Consider the following 20547-nt stretch of genomic DNA (forward strand, 5'->3'; position numbering starts at 1 on the left):
GCTCCGCGAGCGGCGGCATCGGGTCGGGCAGCGCGCCGGGTTTCGGGCCGAGTCCCCACCAGCGACGGCTGTCCACAGACCCAGGTTGGGGCGGAATATCCACCATCCGCGGCCGACCGTGCGTATCGAGGCCGTCGCTGCTGGGCGGAACCGCACCCCGATCGGCGACGCCGATTGCGCTACCGTCGCCGAGCTGGTCTTCAGCCACCCGGACCGCCTCGGCACGACTCGATACCCGGAGCTTGGCGAAGACCCGCTTGGCGTAGGTCTCTACGGTGTCGATCGATATATCCAGGTCTTGTGCGATATCCGAATTCGACATGCCCTGTGCCATGAGTTCCAGGACGGATCGCTCGCGCGCAGACAGCATATTTCCGGCAGGCCGCAGCCCGGCATAGGTTGCCCAGTCGCCGGCATTGACGTCGACCGCACCGATGCCGATACCGATCGCCACCATTGCCGCACGATCACGGATGCCGAGCAGCTCGCCGATGCTGTCCAAGTGATTCTTCACCTGCGATTCGGTCATCTTCAGAGGGGGACCGATCTGCTCATCGCTCAGCCCCATGGCAACCAGGGTCAGCAGGGTCACCTGGTCGGCAGACAGCCCCACCGTCTCGGAATCGGTGGTGGGCCCGAGACCGGTGATATCGACAAATCCTTGCCGGACTGCTTCGGCAATCGAGGCGGCCTGCCCCTTGACTCCCAGTTTCTGCGCGATCCTCCTGGTGGTGTTGGTGACCGTAGGCTTCGATACCACCTCGACGGCCGCGATATCGACGGGTTGCAGGCCATCGGCGATGCCCGCCAAGACGCGAATCTCCCGCCCGGTGAGATGCGGGCGATAACCGGGCAGCCGATGCTCCTCGGCGACCGAGCGAGCGAAGCGACGTAGGGCACCCGACACGGTGGTTCGCACCATGGTTTCCCCGCGCGGTCTCGCCGCATAACCCGACCCATACAGGATTCGGCCGGTCTCCACTAGCGTCCGGCCCGCAATAACGTGTGTGGCAAGAGCTTCGCGTTGGATCGGTGTCAGTGACTGCAGAGCGCGGGTGTAGGCAGCGTTCGACAGGTTCGCAATGAATGCGACAACGGGGTCTGATTCGGCGGTTCCGGTCAGCGCGATGAACGCTTCGGCGAGCACCGCGGCAGGCCTGGCAGGACGCATTCCCGGCGAAGCGTGGGAGTCCGGTGTGCCGCGCAAAGGCCGCCCGCCCTCGACAGGCGGGACTGAACGGTCCGGAGCGGAATCCATGCCGCGTGTCCGGATGCGTTCCGGCGGGATGGGGCTGGGCACCACCAAACGCCGCCGCGGCGGGACGATCTCACCGCGGGGGTCGTAGACTATCGACCGCGTCTGATATACGCCCGGCCGTCGCTGTTCTTCCTCGAGCTCGACCAGGGAGGATTCCGCTTCGGAAAGCTGTTGCAGTTCACCGGATTCCAAGCTTCGATAGATCTTGTTGGCAATGTTGCGCATTACATAGATTTCGGATCGGAAGCCGACGCGTCCATAGGTATAACTCACGTCCGCGACCAGTGCGGACGCGCCGGGACCTAGATCGCGAAGCTCTTGGGCCACTGCTTGCCGGTGACGCAACCGGGTGTTATCCGCGGCGGAAGCCGCGGATATGAGGTCACGCAGGGTCTCGGCATCGCCGACCGATATCGGGTCCAGTACATCGCGCCAGTATTGGGCGCGCAGAACCTCTGCGACTCGGGCGGGCGAGCCGACGAGCGGCGAATCCAGCGGATGCGGCGGCAAATGAATCGGCACATCGTCGGGAATGTGGGGGACACGCCCGGTGGCGGCATACTCGCGAATCGCCCATTGCGGGGAACCCACCATCCCACCGAACGTCTCCCCCTGTTCCATGCCCTCGGCGAGCGCCTCGCGAGGATTGAGGATGTTGATGAAGGTCAGGGTTTTCGAATCCGGATCGAAAGCGATAGTGAAGGAATATCCGGACAGCAGCGAGAACCAGTCCAAGCGCGATATTCCCGTGCGTTTCTCCACGATCGAGTGCACCGCGATCAGCACATCCTCCAGATCGTGGCTCAGACCGAAATCCAGCCCCAAAGCCTTGCCCCAGATGAAGTCGAGCACGTGGGTCGCCTCGTGCAGGACGATGTTGTAGAAATTGCGTCCCGTGCCATAGCCGTGAAAACCGGTCTCGGCACTTCCACGGGCCTTGCCGGCAAACTCATCCGGGTGGGCCGCATCCCACCTGTCGAGCCTGATGACGTACGACCCATCCTCGAGAGGTTGGGCCTCACCATGTCGACGCAATATCGACGGGTACTCGAAGCACATCTTCAGGGGATGGCCGGTTAGATCGGGGAGCCGCGCGAGCATCGTCGCCAAGCCGCGCAAGGCGTCACGGACCGCGCCGACATCGACATCGGCGTACTCATGGCCAGTGATCGTCAGATCCGGGTACGGTCGCGGGAGTTCCCCGTAAAACTCTCGGACCAGGGTTGCTTTGGCTTCGGCAGCCAAAACAGGGTCCCGGCGAGCCAGATCCACCATCATGCGCTCGCGCTCGCGAGGATGGGCGATGAATCGGTCCCGTTCGGCAGGGTCCGCAGGCGGGTAAGTCCGACCCTCCTCTCGCTCGAGCCGTTCGACGGCGGCGTGTACACCGTCGAATTCCTCGCCGAGCGCCGCGCTGACCTCGTGCTCGAGCCGTTGGCCGGCAAGCGGCGCAAGTTCGGGGTGGTTTCCTACCAGCTCCGCGATACGGCGCTCACGCGCCTGGGGTTCGGCGAGGAAATGCGCCGAGGCCAGTGCTTCCTCGGGGGTCTGCGGACCATGTCGCTCCAGCTGCTGGAAAGTGGTCATGGCCCGCTGGTATGCGAGGTACCTTGCCATCTCGATTTCGGAATCCGGCGGGCATTGGTCCAAGAACTCGTGCCGCAGGGCTGCCACATACCGCCACATCTCGGCGACGAGCCGGCGCGGGACACCGTGGTCCAACCATTCTTCGCCGCTCGCGGTATCGGCACGGAACCGGGCGGTGTAACGACTGTCCGCGGCTCCGGTCACAACGTCCACCAGGCCGCGCAGCAACCCAGCCGGCGAATCAGGCTCGGGCGGATCTGCGGCCAGGCGACGACGGTACTCCGCCTCGTCCATATCCCGGTAGAGCTCCATACCCTTGTAGAAGCTCGGATCCGCAAATCTCCAAGGGGGAGGACCCCATACCCTGGTGTCAGCGGCGGCGTCGGCCATTGCGCGCGCCGCCTCAGCCCAGGGGGTGAGATCCGGGTCTTCCCGACTGGTTTCCAGCATCCGCGCAACCGCGCCCGCCGCCTTTTGCTCGATGCGGTTCGCGAGGTGCGCGCCGGACAAGTCCTCGCTGTCGGTGGCATCGCGAATGAACTTGCTGCCGTCCGGGAACTCGGCCAACTCCACCCTGATATCGCCTGACTCGCCGAGCACAGTGACGACCGGCTCACCAGACCTGTATGCCATGCTCAGCCGCTCGTTGAACGGCACTGCGCCGACCTCTGCCCGCACACCGACCCGCACACTCTCGAATTCCCTTGCCCAAGAAGGCAACACACCATCAGAATCCTCAGCACGCAAGGTCGCCACCCGCATCGCCAGTACCGACGGCTCCCCGTCGGCGCCGAGGATCACACCTTCCGGCGGCTTCCACTCATCGAACGCAACCCCCTCGCCCGGCATCCCCTCCTCGAACACCCGCACCACACCATCGGAACCACGCTTGATATTCACCGCATGCCCCCACTCCGGCGGCCGCCCATCCACCCCCTCGTACACCAACACCGCAACAACCGCACCCCCCTCGGCCGCCACCCGGTCACGCGCACCCACCAACGACCTGATGCCCTCGTCGAATCCGACACCCACCACACCGGGCGCATCCCTCAGCAGAACCCCATCGAGTCCCGCATCGAAACCGGCCAATCCCTCCGGCATCGGACGACCCGCCGCTACCCACGCATCCCGGCCCGCCACCGGCAAACAATTCTTCGGCCCGCCACGCGAGAACTCCGGCACCTCACCACGCACCGGGATCGCGTAGGCCGCGACGTCGGGTTCCTCTTGCGTGGTCGGCAATTCGCGCAGCTGTTCCAGATCGCCGAACCGGCGGATCAACCACGCCTCTTGGCTGTCTGTCGGCATCGTGGCGGCCGGATGATCCGAGCCGGTCCCGCTTTGTTCCGCAGCCGTCGAGTCATCGGCGGAGTCGGGGGGTTCGTACCGTGCTCGCCCGTCAGCGACCGTGTCTACCGCAGCGCTTGTGGTCAGCGTCGCGAGACGGGTGTCGAGATCGGATTCGTGCGTGACCATCTGTGCCTGGAGTTCGACACATTCGGCCGCGAGAGTCATCATTTCGTCGAAACGGTGCAGTTTTTCGACCGCTTGGAGCAACGGGTCATGCTCGGGGCGGCGCTCGTCGTGCAGCTGAAGCAGTAGCTGTTGCACTTGGTCGGCAGCGATGCTGTCGACTTGCACCGTGACGACGTCATCCGGGCCCCCGGGCAGCCTTATGACGCCGTCGGGCCCCAGAACCTCCGACAGTTCCTGCCGAGCTCGTTCGCGGAACGGATGCACCCGCTGTGGTGTCCACTCGAGCCCTACCAGATCCGCCGCCCTCATCGAGTTGGCCCGACCCAGGTTGTCGATCTGCAGGTTCGCGACCCCCAGCCTGCTCCTGACCCTGTAGAACTTCGCGGCCAATTCGCGCGAGTCCGCGATCCGGGCGGTCAGCTGCGCCAGTTCCGCGGCAGCTCGGTTCAACTCACGCAGCCCAGGGTTACCCGGCTCGATATTCCGCCCGGACAGCGCGAGATGTTCGCGTCGGATATCGCCGAACCTGATGGAAGCGATCGTGTATTTCGCCTGCGCTCGACGCGCGGCCGGCTCCGCCGCATCGACATTCCGCGTCCGGCTGTCCGCGGCGATCATGACTTCCAGCCGGTCGACCGCCTTCACAAGACGTGCGCAGTTCCCCGCGGCACGACGCATCGGCTCATCGAGAGCATCGAAGTCCCAGGACAGGTTCTCGAGCTGCTTCCAGGTCAGCTCCACTGGGTCCCGCTTCAGCAGGGTCGCTGTCGCTGCAATAGCGGACCGCTGCAGTGGCCGCAATCGTTCGAGTTCAGCGCGGGCGTTGTCGAGATCGACAGGAACCTCGGAATGACCTTTTATCAGCTCATTACGAGCGAAACCACGCCGGTGTACCGCCTCATGACCGAACCTGGACAGCTCGGGGCCGAGCACATCATTGTCATCCACTCGATCAACGCTCGAGGAATCCTCGACGGCCTCCGCGACCAGGTCATCGAAGAGCCGGTTGGCGAACTGGCGCCGAGTGTCCCGGTAGATCCTCTTACTTTCGGTATCGAGCAGCAGTCGCGTCTCTACGAACTCGAGTGCCCATTCAGCTATTTCGTAATTCCGGCTCTGGTGTGCATCCAGACCGGCCCGGTCGTCCGTCGATTCGACATATTCGGACGCGAGAGCGGCCAGGTGCGCATCCGACAGCTCGGATGGATCTTCTCCGGTCAGCGCGTGCAGCTGCTCGCCGGCCCGGTCGTGCATCTCGCGCCAACGCCGGACGGTCTGCTCGCTCTGGAGCACGGATTGCTCGGCCTTCCGCGTGCCATCGGTGCGCACCCCGTATTTCTGCCGGAGGCTGGTCCAGTTACCACGGATATCGTCAGCCGGCCAGAGAACGATCTCGACTTCTGCTTCCTGTACCTCGTGCGCCAACGCGTCGAGCTGAGCAGCCTGGACGGTCAACAAGCGGTATTCGTCGGGCGATCCCACACCCTGCTCAGTTCGTACGGCAGCCTCGTACAGCGCCTCCTCCAGCGCACGAATCCGCTGGACCCGCAGCTCGAGTTGGTGAATGCGCCCGACCTTCTCGGCCACTCGATACTGGCTGATGAACCGGAATTCCGCGAGATTCAGACTCTCTGTCTTGTCCTGCTGTGCCCGCAGATTCCCGACCTGTTGTTCGACCTCGAGCTCGCCGATCAATCGCTCCGGCGAGATCTCCATCACGGCGGCCAGAACAACACGCCGTCGGTCGAGTTCGGCATAGAATTCCGCCCACGACGGGGACCCGAACGTCAGGATTTCGGCGGCGTCTCCGGCGCTGCCAGGTCGGGCGAAGTCATCTCTTACCTCATTACGCAAGGCGTTCGCCTGGCCGACGGACCTGCGCCGCATCTCGGCAAGGTGTTCGCCCAGCAAGTTCGCGGCGGAACTCGGTGCCGCTGGATCGGACGCACCGACTGAGAAGTTGCGGCGGCTGGACCGCACCACACCGTCGGCGTCGGCGACTTCCACCCGCTGACCATCGGTGTCGAGGAATATGCCGTATACCCGATGCCCAGCCGCTTCCGGCGACGGCACGATATTGGGCTGCAATACCCCCATGCCCGGATCACGCTTCTCGATCCGAACAGTCCCGTCCGGGTCCACCTTACGAACCAGCCAATACGCGTGCCCGATTTCCCCGCGCTCGCCATCACTGTCGCCATGCGTCGGCTCGAAGACCAGCAGGCCGACCTCTGCCTCGGGGCGGACTGCGCTGAGATCACCGTCCGGGTCGATGCCCTGATTCTCCGCGTCGACGCGCAAGCCCCACGCCTTCAAACGGCCGACGGCCTCGTCGATATCCGCGAATTTCTGTTTACGTCCGCCCATCGCCTTCTCGACGGGTTTGACCTGCATACCGCCGAGACCGGCGGTGAAACCACCCAGATCGTCACGGCCCGTCACTGCACCGATGTCCTGCAAGGTCAATGGAAGACACTGGTTGTCCTGGTGCGGCCACCTGACGTTCTCGGAGGTCTCCGACGCGCCGTCATCCTGAGCACTGATGTTCGCCAGGGGCTCGGACGTTCCGTCACCCCGGCCGCGCACCTTCGAGAACAACCGTCGCAGCAATCCGCGGTTCCCGGCAGCGTCGACCTGCTCCTGTTCGGCCCTGGCGGCTGCGACCTGCTTCTGGTTGCGCCGGCGCGCCAGCTCCCACGCGACCATGGTCCTCGCGAATACCTCCACGTCCAATCGATGCGACATGGCGTGCATCACCCGCGATGGATGGGTCAGGGGCAACGTCGTATCGAGCCCCCCGGACGCGGCCCCCTCGGCCAGAGCCTCTTTCTTCTTCCAGTCGCTGTACTGCTCGCCCTGGGCATTCACATTCTTTTGTGGATAGAGCGGCAGCAACTCCTCCAACCAACTGGAGGCACTGTCTTGCGACATCAACGAGTGGTCTCGATAGATGCTGTGGGCCAGGAACAGCCCATGATGTATGAGGTCGTAGTGCCCGTCGCTGATCCGGTGGAACAGGTCCACCACATGGACGAATTCGTGGTACAGGATGTATGACACGAGGTCTCCCGACCAGCCCAACCAGCGCTGTTCCTCGTTCACCCGCAGGAGCTCCTCGGACCACTCCTCGTCGGTCAGTACTCGCCGGTCGATCTCGAGGACCGTGTAGAAATTCTCGTACCCGTCGTCGAATCGAGTTCCGCGAGCACTCGCCAGGCCCGCGGCAATCCGGCCGTCATGCCATAGTCGAGCTTGTTCGACGAAATGAACTTCTCGAAGGCCGTTTCGGCCGTTGTATTCCCGGACCCTGTCGTGCAGCACGCGCGCTGCGGACGCCAGCTTGTCCGCCCGGATATCGTCGGCCTCCCATCCGATGAACCGAATATGGTCATCGTCGTACGCCTTATCGACAATCCGTTTTTTGGCCGTCCACTCGCTTGTCGGGTCAAGAGAGGCAGCCGGCACGGCACTATCGTCGGAATTTCCCGGGGGCTCACCCGCACTACGCGACTCCTCGAAACATGCCCACACTTCACCGTGCTGATCGATATCCGACCGGGTGGCGGCCCGCAATGACCGCCGGACATCATCACCGACCGCGGCCGCGCTGTGCTGCGGAACCGCATACCCCACGGGCGACCACACCGGCCCCATCGGCCGGTACTGATCGCATTCGACCGCCAGTTGCAGGGATCGGACGTCACCCCCGACGGGCAGTCGCACCGTCAGGTCGACCTTCGGCTCCAGCATGTCCAACACACCCACGTCCTCGCGGGCATACCCGGGCCGAGAGGCGGAGAGTGTGCCGCTCAGCCGGAAGTGCCGGCCCTCGAGGTCCAGTTCCGATTTTGCGGGGAAGTCTGTGATGAACCGCAATGCGTCCAGACCCGCGCTACGAACGAGCTCCGTCGCCGCCGCGATCTTCTCCGCGTCTCGCCAACCCTGTTCCCGCAGCACATCCCCTAGGAGGGCCGCAACCTTTTCCACTCCTCCTTCGCAACCCCAGACGATCGTTATGGTCAGTTCTCGATCACCACTGGACAGATGCCGCCGAATTTCCTCTAGGTGAGGATCACTCAGATCCACTGTGCCGATGCGGCTTTCCACTACAGCCTGATGCTCTACAAGGGCATCCTCCAGCGACCGAACCCGCTCTGTGGACGCCTGGAACCGCCGATCCAGCGCCGCCAGATCAGCGCCCGCCGAGGCCGCCTCCCGAAGCTCCTCCGACGCCCGGAACCGATAGATCACTGCCTCAGCGTGTTCGATCAAGAGGCGGTATCGCCACGGAGTCGAAGTATTCGACACCGTCGTCAACTCGTTGAGCCGGCCGACCATCGCAGCGAGTTCACTCTCACGATCAACCGCCGCCCGGAGTTCGGCGATATAGCGTTCTGCGTGCTGAACCCGTTGTTCGTCGAGACGTCCCTGTACGGCTGTCAGCTCCTGCTCGCGCCGGTCCGACCTCAGCTCATCCACATCGGCGTCCACCCGGGCCGCTGCCTTGACCACTTCTGCCGCTGCCCACGTATATTCGTTGCCTACCGCCGTATAGGCAGCCTGCAACACGTCGGTGGCGTCACGAATGAACGTGCTGCCGCCCGGCAACTCGGCCAGCTTCACCCCGAGTTCGCCTGACTCGTCGAGCACCGGCCTGACCATCCGAACGCCGAGCGGTTTATCCGGACCGTGCAACGGCGACGGTTGCCCATCGACGCCCAACCGCTCCTTCGGTGCGCCGTTGTCACGGAACACGAGCCGATGCACCTTCTGCACACCTGGACCGGACCGATCCACCCACCGCGCTATCGCGGAATCACCGACGATCCAGCCGCCGTCGGTCTCGTCATAGGCGTCGTCGAATACGGCGAGTTCGCCGACGTGGCCCCCCAACTGATCCGGGAACTCCGCCGCCAACTCGGCATTCACCCGCACAACCGCCACCGCGTGCGCGAAGCCCTGACCGCTGACGTCCAATGCCGCCGCGATCATGCCGATGTCATTGCCGGGTGTACGCACCAGCCGTACCACATCGGCCAGCCCAGCACGGCCCACCGGTGACTGCTCCGAATCCCAGTTGGAGTCCAGGTCTTTCGCGAATCTCGAACCGGCCAAACCCTCCGTCGCGATCGTCCGATCATCGACCGAGGAGGGCGTCATTCCAGCGCTCTGCTCCCCGGCACCGACCACGACCACGTGCTCCACCCGTGGGGCACACAGCCGCTCCGGTGGATGGTTGTCATCGAAGCTGTACGCAGCGGTCGCCGGTTCGGATTCGGGTGTGGCGTTCGATTGCGCTGTGGGTGGTACGGGTGGCGGGGCGAGCGGTACGGGTGTGCATTCTTCGGCGGTCTCGCGCAGTACGTCGGCCAGCTGGTCCTGCGCCCACTCGTCCACAGGGACGCCCATGGCGGCGGCGAAGCGATCCTGCTCGTCGTCGGCCTCGACGTCGGTGGCAGGTGCGGCGGCTTCGGCCAGGGCGGCCAGCAGGTCGGCCCGCTGCAGCAAACCCCGCAGCTGCGATTCGGCTCCGGCGTACTTCCGTGAAAGAACGGACAATGCTTTCAGACCGCGGCGCCGGTTTTCCAACTCCTGCAGCGAGTCTGCGTCCGGGCCTGTCCGCTTGCCGATCTCGTCCGCTATTCGTGGCGGCGTCAGCTTCGCCAGGTCCAACCCCAGCCCGTCGGCCAGCTTCCGCCGCACTTCGATATGCCGCCTGCGCACCTGCTCCGGATCGGTCCCGATATCCGGGGTCAAGTCGAGGTCAGAGCAGGGGCCTTCCAAGTCCGAGAGGAATTCGTCGCGATCCTGATAGGCACGCGACATGGCCTGCGCCATTTTCTTCAGGGTCGCTATTTCCTCCGCGCCCTGAGTCCGGGACTGCAGGTACTCGATTTCGATATCGAGCACGGTCAATTCGGCAGCAAAGCCGATCAATTCGGCAAACTGCGCCCGGCCTCGTGGTGTAACCGGGCGCACATCCAACATTCGCCAATGCCGGGCCTGCCGCAGATCCGGGTCGTCGGACGGCCCCAGCGGCCAGGAATCGACGTCCGGATACTGCTCGGGATCGATAACGGTCATATCGCCCGCGGCGAACGCTTCCCGTATCACCTCGGCCATCCGGACGGCCAGCGCCTGACGCCGGGCCAACGCGCCCACCGCTTCCCGGATCTCCTGCCGGCTGTCCAACCCGGCCCAGAACTTCGCATTACGTTCCGAATTCTGATACTGCTCGAGACGCTCGTGCACGGCCGCAGCAGCTGACAAGTGGTGCGCAAGCGCGGCGCATTCGTCGAGAATCTCCGCATTGGCCGCCGCAGTCGTCTCTTCTTGGTCGCCGATACCGGAATGGTCGGCGAGAGCGGCGAGCTCCTGCAGCGTCTGCTCGATCCTGCCGGGCTCCAAGGCCTGTGCAGGCAGTGAGGGAGTGGTGCCCGCGATCCGCAGATCCTGGAGCAATCTCTTGATCTTGTTTCGGATTGCTGTCGAGTCCACCCCGGCTATCGCACGTACGCTGACAGCCCGCACGCCGGGGTGACCAGATGGCCGCCTCGGAATCGGCTGCGCCGGATCGGACGCACCGGCAGAGAGGTCATCCGCACGCCCCGCCCCCTCGGAATCAGCGGCTTCCTCCCGCTGATCATCGATAGTGCGCCGCGGACGCAGGTACCCGTCGATTCTCCGGTGAGTTTCCTGCTCGAATTCCGCACGGTATCCGTCGAACCGCTCGTGGGCGAGGGCGGCGCGCATCAGGGCTTTATCGGCGTCGTCCACGACGACGATGCGGATCTGCGGCTCAGCGACCCCCTCTCGGGCCGCGCGAACCCGGCGGTCCTGCACCAATGCCGCCAGGTCGCGGGCCAGCCGCTCGGGGTCGGCCCCCTGCCATGCCACGGCGGCGCGCGGGATATGTCCGGCGCGAGCCTGGTACAGCCCCTTCGCTTCGACGAGCTGATGATTCGCACGGTGCAGGCCGGTGCGGAGGGCGTCGGGAGTCGGCTCCCCCGCCGTGACGAATACGGTGATCTCCTCGGCTGCCGTCACCTCGCCGACCGATACGAAAGACCTTTGCTCCGAATTCGATTCACCCACGGGCAGCGCGAGTGGCAGGATCCGCGGGTACCCGCCGGTCGATCGGTGCGCCCGGTTCAACGCCGCCGTCAGCGCGCGCAACCGGGCCGCCTGCTGCCAGTCGAGTCCGTCGTCCGCGGTGTCCGCCGCGCGCGCGAGTTTCCGCAGCACCGCTTTCGCGCGAAAGGTGTCCACGATGCCGTCGGTCTCCGTGACCAGATCCGCCGCGGCATAGGCGAGTGCGCGGCGCTGCTCGGGCTGCAGGTCCTGCCACAGTGCCGCGGCTTCCTCCGGCGTAGCACCGAGTTTCGCGAACGCCACCCGCAGCAGATCGGTCGGAGCCAGATCGTCCGGTTCGGTCTCTGGCAGACCGAACTCCGGCAGCTCCGGGTCGACGGCACGCAGATCCTCGACGACGGTGACTCCGTCTTCGACGGTGACGACCTCTTCCAACCGCCGCTGCGCCCCGTGCACGACATGGAACCCGTCGCCCTGGCCGACCAGCACTACCTGCGGCTGTCGGTCACCGACCGCCTCGGTCAGGTGACCCACCAGTGCGTCCTCGTCGAGACCCTCCAGGTCGACGGTGTAGGGCACTCGGCCGTGGGCGGCGTCATCATGGTCGATACGCAAGATCGCGACCATGGCCACCGGCCCGCGCCATGCCTGTTCGAAGGTAAAGAAATCGACGACGGATTCGGCGCTCGCGAAGATCTCGCCGTCGTTGTTCGCGGTGTCCGTGACGTAGCCGAAAACGGTCTCCGCAGTGGCGGGATCGCCGAGCCGGACCACGATCTGCCCGCGGCCGCCGTCCTCGACGGACCGCACATATGCCGGCGTGGTCACACGGTTGTCTTCGAGCCGATCATCCAACGCGTGGAAAGTAAGGTCCGCTGCGCGTAGTTCGACAGCGCGTTGCACATCCTCGGGTGGGGCCGGCCGCCCCGGAGATTCCAGCCGCTCCAGCTCACTACGGACTTCGCCCCGGATCGACGCGTCCAGGTCACCCGGTTCCCGGGCACCCAGGTTCCCGCGTTTGTTGAAGCGCCGGCGCACGGCCACAACCGACTTCTCGCCGTCGGCCAGCGGGTACTTTGCGGTCTTGTCGCGGCGGATGATGACGCCGTCGGCACTGATCACCCCCTGTGGCTGATCCCAGTCCTTGAAGGCGCAGTGGACGACCTCGCCGTTGATTTCCTCGTAAACCATCACCTCGCCGTCGGCGGCTTCGTAGACAGTGGCAATATGCCCGCCGACCCGCCGCTTCCGCCGGCGCCCGGCGTACTGGAACGCGGCGTATACCGTCCCGCCATTGTCTTCGACGTACTTGCCGATCGCGGCCACGGATTCGAATCCGGGTTCGTGCCAGTCGGCATGCGCGGCCTCGGCGAACTCACCCCATCCCATCCCGGAGGTTGCGATTCGTGGATCGTCGATGGGGGGCGGGTCCACGCGATGGCCCAGCTGCCGCTGCCCGAAGTGCAGCGCTACCGGGCCACAGTTCAACGGGCCCGTGCCCTCCAGATGGTGATGCGCCGGCCTGGTTTCCGGCTTGGCGATCATCGAGGTGTCGGGGTCCGCAGAGAGGGTGCTGGCGAATCCGGCCCGTTTCGGAACCCACCCGGCCGGCGGTCGCATCGAAGGACGCGCGCCGTCGCTGCCCGCGTGCGGTGCCTTCGGGTCGATATGGACGACGTGGTCCTGATCGATCACGATCAGCTCACGCAGGCCGCGAATCGGCCAGCGCCGCAACTTGTCACCGATCTGCTCCGCGTTGATCGTGGTATCGGACAAGTTGACGACGATCCGGTCGGCTTGTTCCTCGGTCACCTTCTCCCATACCCGGCGCGTGAGGCTGCCGAGATTGCGGGTGCTGGGTGCGTAATGGTCGAAGATCCGGCCTTCGATGCGGTAATCGGGGTTCTTGATGCCGGGAACATCCGGGTTCTGCTCGATATCGAAACCGAGTTGCGCCAGCAGTTCGGCCGCCTCGTTCTCGCGCTCCAGTGCCCGGCGGCCGGCCACTTCGTTGTCACCGATACGGGTCCGCCGCCCGGTGGGCTTGCGCGAAGCGTCGTAATCACCGGACGGGAGGGTGGTCGACGGTGGGTCCGCGGCCGCACCGTCACCGACCCACGGGATCTCGTGCCGGGCGAGGTCGAATGTGCTCCTGGCTCGGGCAACCGACGTGGCCCGGCCGATGCGGGTCTTCGGCTTGGGAACCTCCGCGGCCCGGTCCCAGGCCTCGGTCGGGGTGCCATCGGCCTGTCGGAAGATGACGAAGGTTTCCTCGACGCCCGCATCGAGGACGCCTTCCTGGGGGATGCCTTCCTTGGGTTCTCCGTCGACGGGGGTATAGGGATCGTCGGTACGGGTGGTTGCAGGGGGATCGATGATGTGGCGGTCGGTGCGGGGGGCCGGCTTCCAGTCACGCACTCGGACGACATATTTGTCGTCGAGGTACATCTCGTAGGCGTGCGCACCGACCTTTGTGGGGTTCTCCGGATCGAAGTGCGCGTTCTCGTCGACGACGACGGCAGTGGCTCCGGGGCCCATCGTCCGCAGATGTGCGGCGATCCGGTCGTGCGCGGTGAGCCCGCCGATCAGCTCTTTACCGAAGGACTCGGGGTGCCAGCCGGCTTGCAGGAGGTAGCTCAGCTCGTCGGCCGACCGGCCGTCGGGGCCGGCGTCGCGCGCCACCGGCAGGCGCAGATGCGGCCACCTTTCGCGCTGGGAATTGGAGACGTGGGTGGTGCAATTGGCCGACGGACCCTCCAGCACCTCCTCCAACATCGTCAAGTCGATGGTGTCCGGCGCTCGATGCCCGGCTACGCCGTCGCTGCCTTCCGAAGCGAGATATTGCCCCTCGAACTCGATATTGATCTCGCCCGGCAGCAGTACCGCGAAGTTTTTCGCGGAGTCGACGATGTCCTGTCCGGCGGGCAACGCGGACACCTCGAGCCCGGCGGCGCCGAGTTCCGAGCGAGTGTGGAGTTGCTCCTCCATGATGTTTTCCAGGTCGTAGACCAATTCCAGGCCTGCGTCCTGGGCCGGCGCGAGCGCACCGAGATACCCCAGTGTCGCCAGGGAACTGCTCGGGGTTTGTGGTCCATTCGACTCGAAGGCATCCGCGGCCGCATCGATTCCCGCCACCGGCGCCAGCTCTCCGAGTCGCCCCGCAACGGACACCTTGATCCTGTGTGCGGTATCGATATCGTTGAACGTGGCGATCATGCGTTCGGGACGCCCGTCGCCGACCAAGCCCAGCTCCGGTATATCCATACCCAGCATCAGCACGTGCACCGGGGGGTGGCCCGGCAAGGTCGTGGCGCGGCGCGCAGCGGTTTCCAAGGCAAACAACCGGTCTTGCAGGAGTTTCAGTTCTTCGGCATGACCGGGGATTTGGTCGATCACGCCGAATATCTGCTCTTTGATCAGAACGTCGAGCCGCCGGGCGAGCAGCATCCGGTTGGCACGGTCGCGCCACCGCGCGGGAACCCCCGGTCGTTCGGCGATCTTCTCGGGCGCCCACTGCGCCAGCAGCCAGCGCTGGTCCTGGCTCAGCCCTGCCCAGACCGACTGGAAGTGGTCGACGTCGATCAAGGTGCGGGCATCGAACAGCTGCAGCCACAGCGTACGGGCAAGGACATCCGCATTCGGAGCTATCGGCAGCTCGGGCAGCACCGGTCGTGGCTGTACGCGGTGGGAGTCCGGGACGGCACCGGTGAACTGCGGCTCGCCGATATCTAGATCGAATTCGATCGGCTCGAAGGGGTCAGCGGGCTCGTCGACCGCGGTATCGGCGGAACCGTCGTCGGCGACTTGCCGCCCCCCGTCGACCGTGACGTTCTCGTCATGCGCGGCACGCGGATCTGCGACCATGGCATTGACCAGATCCCTGTCGGCGGGCGCAGGGGTAACGAGTCGAATCGCTACATCGCCGGGGTGGGCCGCGGCCAGGTCGGCCAGGTCCTGGGCGAGCCGCCGCGGGTCGGTTCCCTGCCAGACCGCCACGGCCTGCGTCCCGCGCTCCCCGTACGCTCCCTGGTCGTCGAGCCGGCGGCGGGCACCGTGTAGCCCGGTCCGCAACGCCTCCGGGGTGGGTTCGGTGGCGGTAACGCATACCGTGATCTCCTCCGGGGCATCGATTCCCATCGTCACGAAGGATCTGGCAGTTCGGTTTTCGACAACCGGCAGCGCCAATGGACGGACACGGACAGCCGGATCGCCCTCGGCAATCCATTCCTCTTGCATGGCGGTCATCAATCGACCGGCTCGGTTCAGGCACGCGAGCAGTGCGTGCAGCCGCGTGAGGTCTGCCGTGGCCCCGGCGTCCCGCTGCTGGTTCACCGTCAGTGCGAGCCAATGCATCCAGGCAGCCACCCGATTGCTGTCCCCCATGCCGGTCCGCTCGGCGAGGTCGGCGGCGAGGATGAGGTCCGGAAGATTCTCCGGCAACTCCTCAGCGCCTTCGAGCGCTTCGATGTCCTCGGCCGGCAAGACCGGGCGCGTTCGATACTCCGATAAATCGAAGGCGGGCGTCTGCGGCGCGCCCGGTATTTCCCACACACCGCCGCTCGAATCGCCGAGCCGATCGTGCACCGCCTCAGCTACCGCGAAACCGTCGCCACTACCGACGATTTCGATTGCGGGTGCACCCCACGCGGCGCGGCGGTCGCGCACGTGGCTCAACTCCCGGGTGAGCGCATCCGTATCGGCGGCGTCGAGATCGACGGTATGCGAGGCGCGGCCCCCGGCCTCGAGATCGTCGTCGTAGCGGAGCTCCACGATGATCGCCACCGAGCCCCGCGCCTGCTGCTGCCGCGCGATGTAGGCGACGAGTCGTTGTGCCTGCTGCGACAGCGTATAGAGGTCGGTCGCCGTTTCGGCCACATACCCGATCACGATATCCGCGGTGGCCGCATTGCCGGATTGGAGCATGATCCGGCCGCGGCCGTCGGCCGCGCCGGCGCGGTGGTAATCCAGTAGCCGCAATGGTCCGGTGCCCTGTTCGGCACCCGCGCGCTCGGTGTCCTTCACGACCTCGACAACAGCTTCGAGCTCGGCCCAACGCACCTCGTCGCTCGGGTCAGGATTTTCGTCTATCAGCTCCTGCCGGTTCCGGGAGTCTCGTGGGATGGAATCGTCCGGCGGACCACGCGCGTCGTTCGGTAGACCGGCGAGTGCGACGTTCGGTTTATCGTCTTCCCGCGCGAACCGCTGCCGTTCCACGTAGGGGATCGCGGCGTTACCGTCCGCGTCGGCGACGATGCCGTGTACCCGCAGGATATTCAGCTTCTTACGTTTCTCGAGCCAGTCCAGCACCTGGCCGTCGCGGTAGATCTCTTCGTGCGCTTCGACCCATGCGCGTTTCCCGTCGACCCATTCGTAGTGTCCGTCGACCCATTCGTGCAGCACTACGTGTCCGTCGTCGTCCAGTTCCACCTCGAACATATGCCCGCCCACGCGCCGGCCGTGCCGGAAGGTCATCGCCCCCGCGATCGCGCCACCATGTCGTTGCACATGGTCGATCACCTGGTCGAGCGACGTGAAGCGCTGCCAGTCGGCATCGGCTTCTTCCGCGACCGCATCCTCCGACACCCCGGCCAGCGGAACATAGGGCAGCACGGTCTCGGGCATCTCGTCGATCCCACCGCGGCGCACCCGGAATTGCAGGAGGCGCCGCACCGACACCGGAGCGCAGTTCGGTCTGACCTCATGGACCGGAAGGTCCGGCACGATCTCCGTCGGATCGACCTGCTCGAACTGCCCGGCGATATCGGATACGAGGACATGCATTTCGTCATCGGCATCGTCAGTGCGCTCCTCGGCCAGCGCGACGAGCTGCCGCGCCTGCTTCATCAGCTCGTCGTAGCGGCGGTCCGCCCGTAGATAGGCTTCGATCGCCGCGGTCCTGTTCCGCTGTTCTTCGTAGCGCCGCAGCACATCCTGCGCGCCGGCCAGGCCGGGGTCCTGTCGCCGGGCAGCCAGGTACCTGTCGGTCAAGGCCCGAACCGGCCTGCCGAGACGGTCGGCAAGGTCCCGCAGGAGTTCGGCACGCCGCTCCCTGGCCCGGCGCAACGCGGCGGCAGGATCCAGCGTCTCGGGGGCGATGCCGTATTCGATGAGACCCCGCCGCGCACGTTCGCGGTCCTCGATCGCCCGGCTCACCTGCTCTGGTAGGGAGGCGATACCTTCGCTGCGGGTCCGCCCCTGGTAATGCGCTATGTCGGCATTGGCTATGGCCAGATCCAGGTGGGCTTCGATGAATTGCGTGGTCCCGCTCAGGTCGCCGTCCGATATCGGCCGCGTCAGGATAGACGTGAGGATATCGGCCAGCCGATCCGGAGGCAGACCCACACTCGGGTCGGCCAGCTCCGCGCTATCGGGCCCACCCCGGTGCCGGTTCACCTCGGCAGTCATACCTTCGATGCTCTCGGCAATCCGCCGATGCGCGATCAGGCGACGAGCCTGTGCGGCAACAAGTCCCCGTATCGCCTCGGTCTCCGATGCCGGCAGGGCGCCGGCGGCAGCCAAGTATTGCTCGAACCGGCGCACGTCGCCATCCGCGAGAACGAGACCCACGGCAACATCGGACAGATCCGCCAAGATGCCCAGATGGTCGAGATCGGTGAGAGTCGCCGACAGGTCACGAACCGTTTCCAGCACCTTGGTGGGCGAGAGGTCGGCGGGATCCACCGCGACGGGCTTCCCATCGATCCGCAGGTTGCCCACCAATTCGCCGAGACGAGCGACGGCATCGGCGCGGACGTCGCGTGCCAGTTCGAGCCGGTCCCGGATCTCCCGATGCGATCGACTCGGCGCCGAGTCGATATCGGCGGCCGGGTTGCCGTCCATCCGCACCGAGGTGACCGCGTCGGAGGTATCGACGAGGTGGTTTTCCGGTCGTCGGCCGTACGGGTCCTGTGCGCGGCGCGCCGCATTACGCTCCGCGATCAGGCGTTCCAGTTTTCTCGCGGTGTGGGCGGCCCGTTCCTCGGCGAAGGTGACCGGGTTGCGCCCATGGCCGTGAACCACCACCACCAGCGCGGTATCGGGATCGGTGATCTCATCGAACATATCGGCGGCCGCGAGCAGCCCCGTGCGCAGCTCGGCCTCGTCGAAAACCGCCCACTGCACTCGCTTCGCCTTATCGGGGTCGCCGAAGGTAACGGTGAGTTCTGTTTCCCAGGTGTCATCATCCACACTGCGCGACAGCACCTGCGGTATTTCGCCTACCGGCATCGCCTGCAGCGCATCGTCGATATCTCGATGACCACGTGGAACCCAAGGCGATTCATCAGCCCGCGGCGAATCGAGTGCCGCGTTCCGGACCGCTTCATGGGCCGCGGCGCGCACCGCGACCGGCAGACCAGGAGCCTCGGCCAGGATGTCCGGCCGCCGTTCCAGCAGGATGCGGCGCTCGTCCGGTGTCCAGGTGCGCCAGAGCCGATCGTTACCCGCGGCACGATGGCGTATCTCGCCCAGATCGGCGCCCGGCGGCACCAGTAGTTCCGCGAGATCGACGATTCCGGCCCACGCCACGGCGGAGGCGATCACCCGGTCGAGGTCCTCCGAGGTGCGGGCCGCGGCGTCCATGGTGTCGTGCAACTGATCCCACGACATCTGCGCCTCGCCGACGGCGAGCATCGCCATCCTCGGCTCATCCGCACCCGGGAACTCCAGCAGTCGCACCGGCAGATCCGCGGGCAGTTGCGCGGCCCAGCGGTCTGCGACAGTCAGCCGGTCGGCCCAGCTGTCGAGTTCCGCGAGCCGGGCCACATCCTGCGGGGTGGGGTGTTCGACGGCGCGCAGGTCGTTGCGTTCGTGCACCAGCTTCGCCCGGTTCACCTCGTCGCGCACCGAGTCCGGCAGATCCCGGCCGGCCAGCTCATCGACCATGGTGTGCAGGATCGCTGTTCGGGATTCCGCGAATCCGTCTGCGTTCCAACGCTGTTCGATCTGTTTCAGACGCATGGCGCGGCGGGCGTCTGCGCGGGCGGTGAGTTCTATCGGATCGAACCTGCCCTCGGCCTCGGCAGCCGCGACCAGCGCATCGGCCTGCCGCAACAGACTCCGCCACCCTTGCTGCGCCCCGCGTCGGTAGGTGTCGACGAACGCGGGGTCGATGGGTGTGAAGGCCGGTAACCCTGGATGCGGCGGCACGTACCCCGGTAACTCGTCCCTGTGGGCACCGATACGAACGTTCTTGAAGTCGAGGCCCGCGACCGCCCGCGAGACACCACCGCGGCCGAGCGGCGTGACCGCGGTCCCGTCTTCGGCTTTCAACGCCATACCGGCCAGGTGGTCCACACCGTGCTGGCGCGACGCCCAGTCCTCGAACGTGGACACCTTGCCGCCGTCGTTCACCAGCACGGTATCGCCGTCCCGGTACACGGTGACGGCGTGCGATCCGATCTCATCCGGGTTGTCGAAACCGCGATATCCGAGCACCGCGACCACCACGTCCCCGGTCGAACGCACCCGTTTGTGCAGCGCCTGGAACGAGTCGAAACCGCCTTCTTCCCAATCGGCTCCGACGATCTGCGGGGCCAGCCTGGCATCTGTCCCCGCCAGCTCGGAGGGATCGACGGACCGGGCGGGCGGTGGTTTGCCGAGTATCCGGTAGGCAGTGTCTGTCGCATCCACCAAACAGGTGCCCCGCGGCTGATTGCCGGCGATATCTGCGCCGCTCAGATGCGCCCGAACAGCCTCACCCGGACGCTCGGCGGTGTCCGGAAGCTTGTAGTCGACGATGTCCTCGGGGCGAGTAACGGTGCGCTGCACAGGCAGTTCCGTACCGAGCGCGGCATCGATCTCCTTGTCGATGCGAGACAACTGTTCAGTTACCTCTTTGATGACGGCCTGCTGTTCGGCGGTGATACCGACGTCGGGCGACGCTGCGGTACCGGCCAGGAAGAGCTCATCCTGTACCCGAACCCGCTCCCCCGCGAGCACTTCGAGGCGCGCGATATGTGCTTCCAATCGGCGCAGCTGGGTATCCGCGGCCTCCCGCTGCTCGTCGTCCTGTCGCCCGGCAGCCGTATCAGCACGTTGCCGTGCCTGTTCCAGGGCCGCATCCAGGATGCGCAGCTGACGAGCCCGCTCCGCGACCGCGACGACCTGCTCCTGCGTCGCGATATCGAAAT

Annotated in this window: 1 protein-coding gene (running past both ends of the window); it reads right to left on the reverse strand. The window is 65.7% G+C overall.

All 20547 nt of this window come from inside a single coding sequence — locus tag ABZ827_RS20725, LuxR C-terminal-related transcriptional regulator, on the reverse strand. Of the gene's 67629 coding nucleotides, 18973 precede the window and 28109 follow it; the stretch shown corresponds to coding positions 18974-39520, spanning codon 6325 (partial) through codon 13174 (partial); reading right to left, the first codon wholly in view occupies positions 20543 to 20545. Both the start codon and the stop codon lie outside the window.

Origin of the sequence: Nocardia sp. NPDC019395, assembly GCF_040632335.1 — a bacterium.
Lineage (GTDB): Bacteria > Actinomycetota > Actinomycetes > Mycobacteriales > Mycobacteriaceae > Nocardia.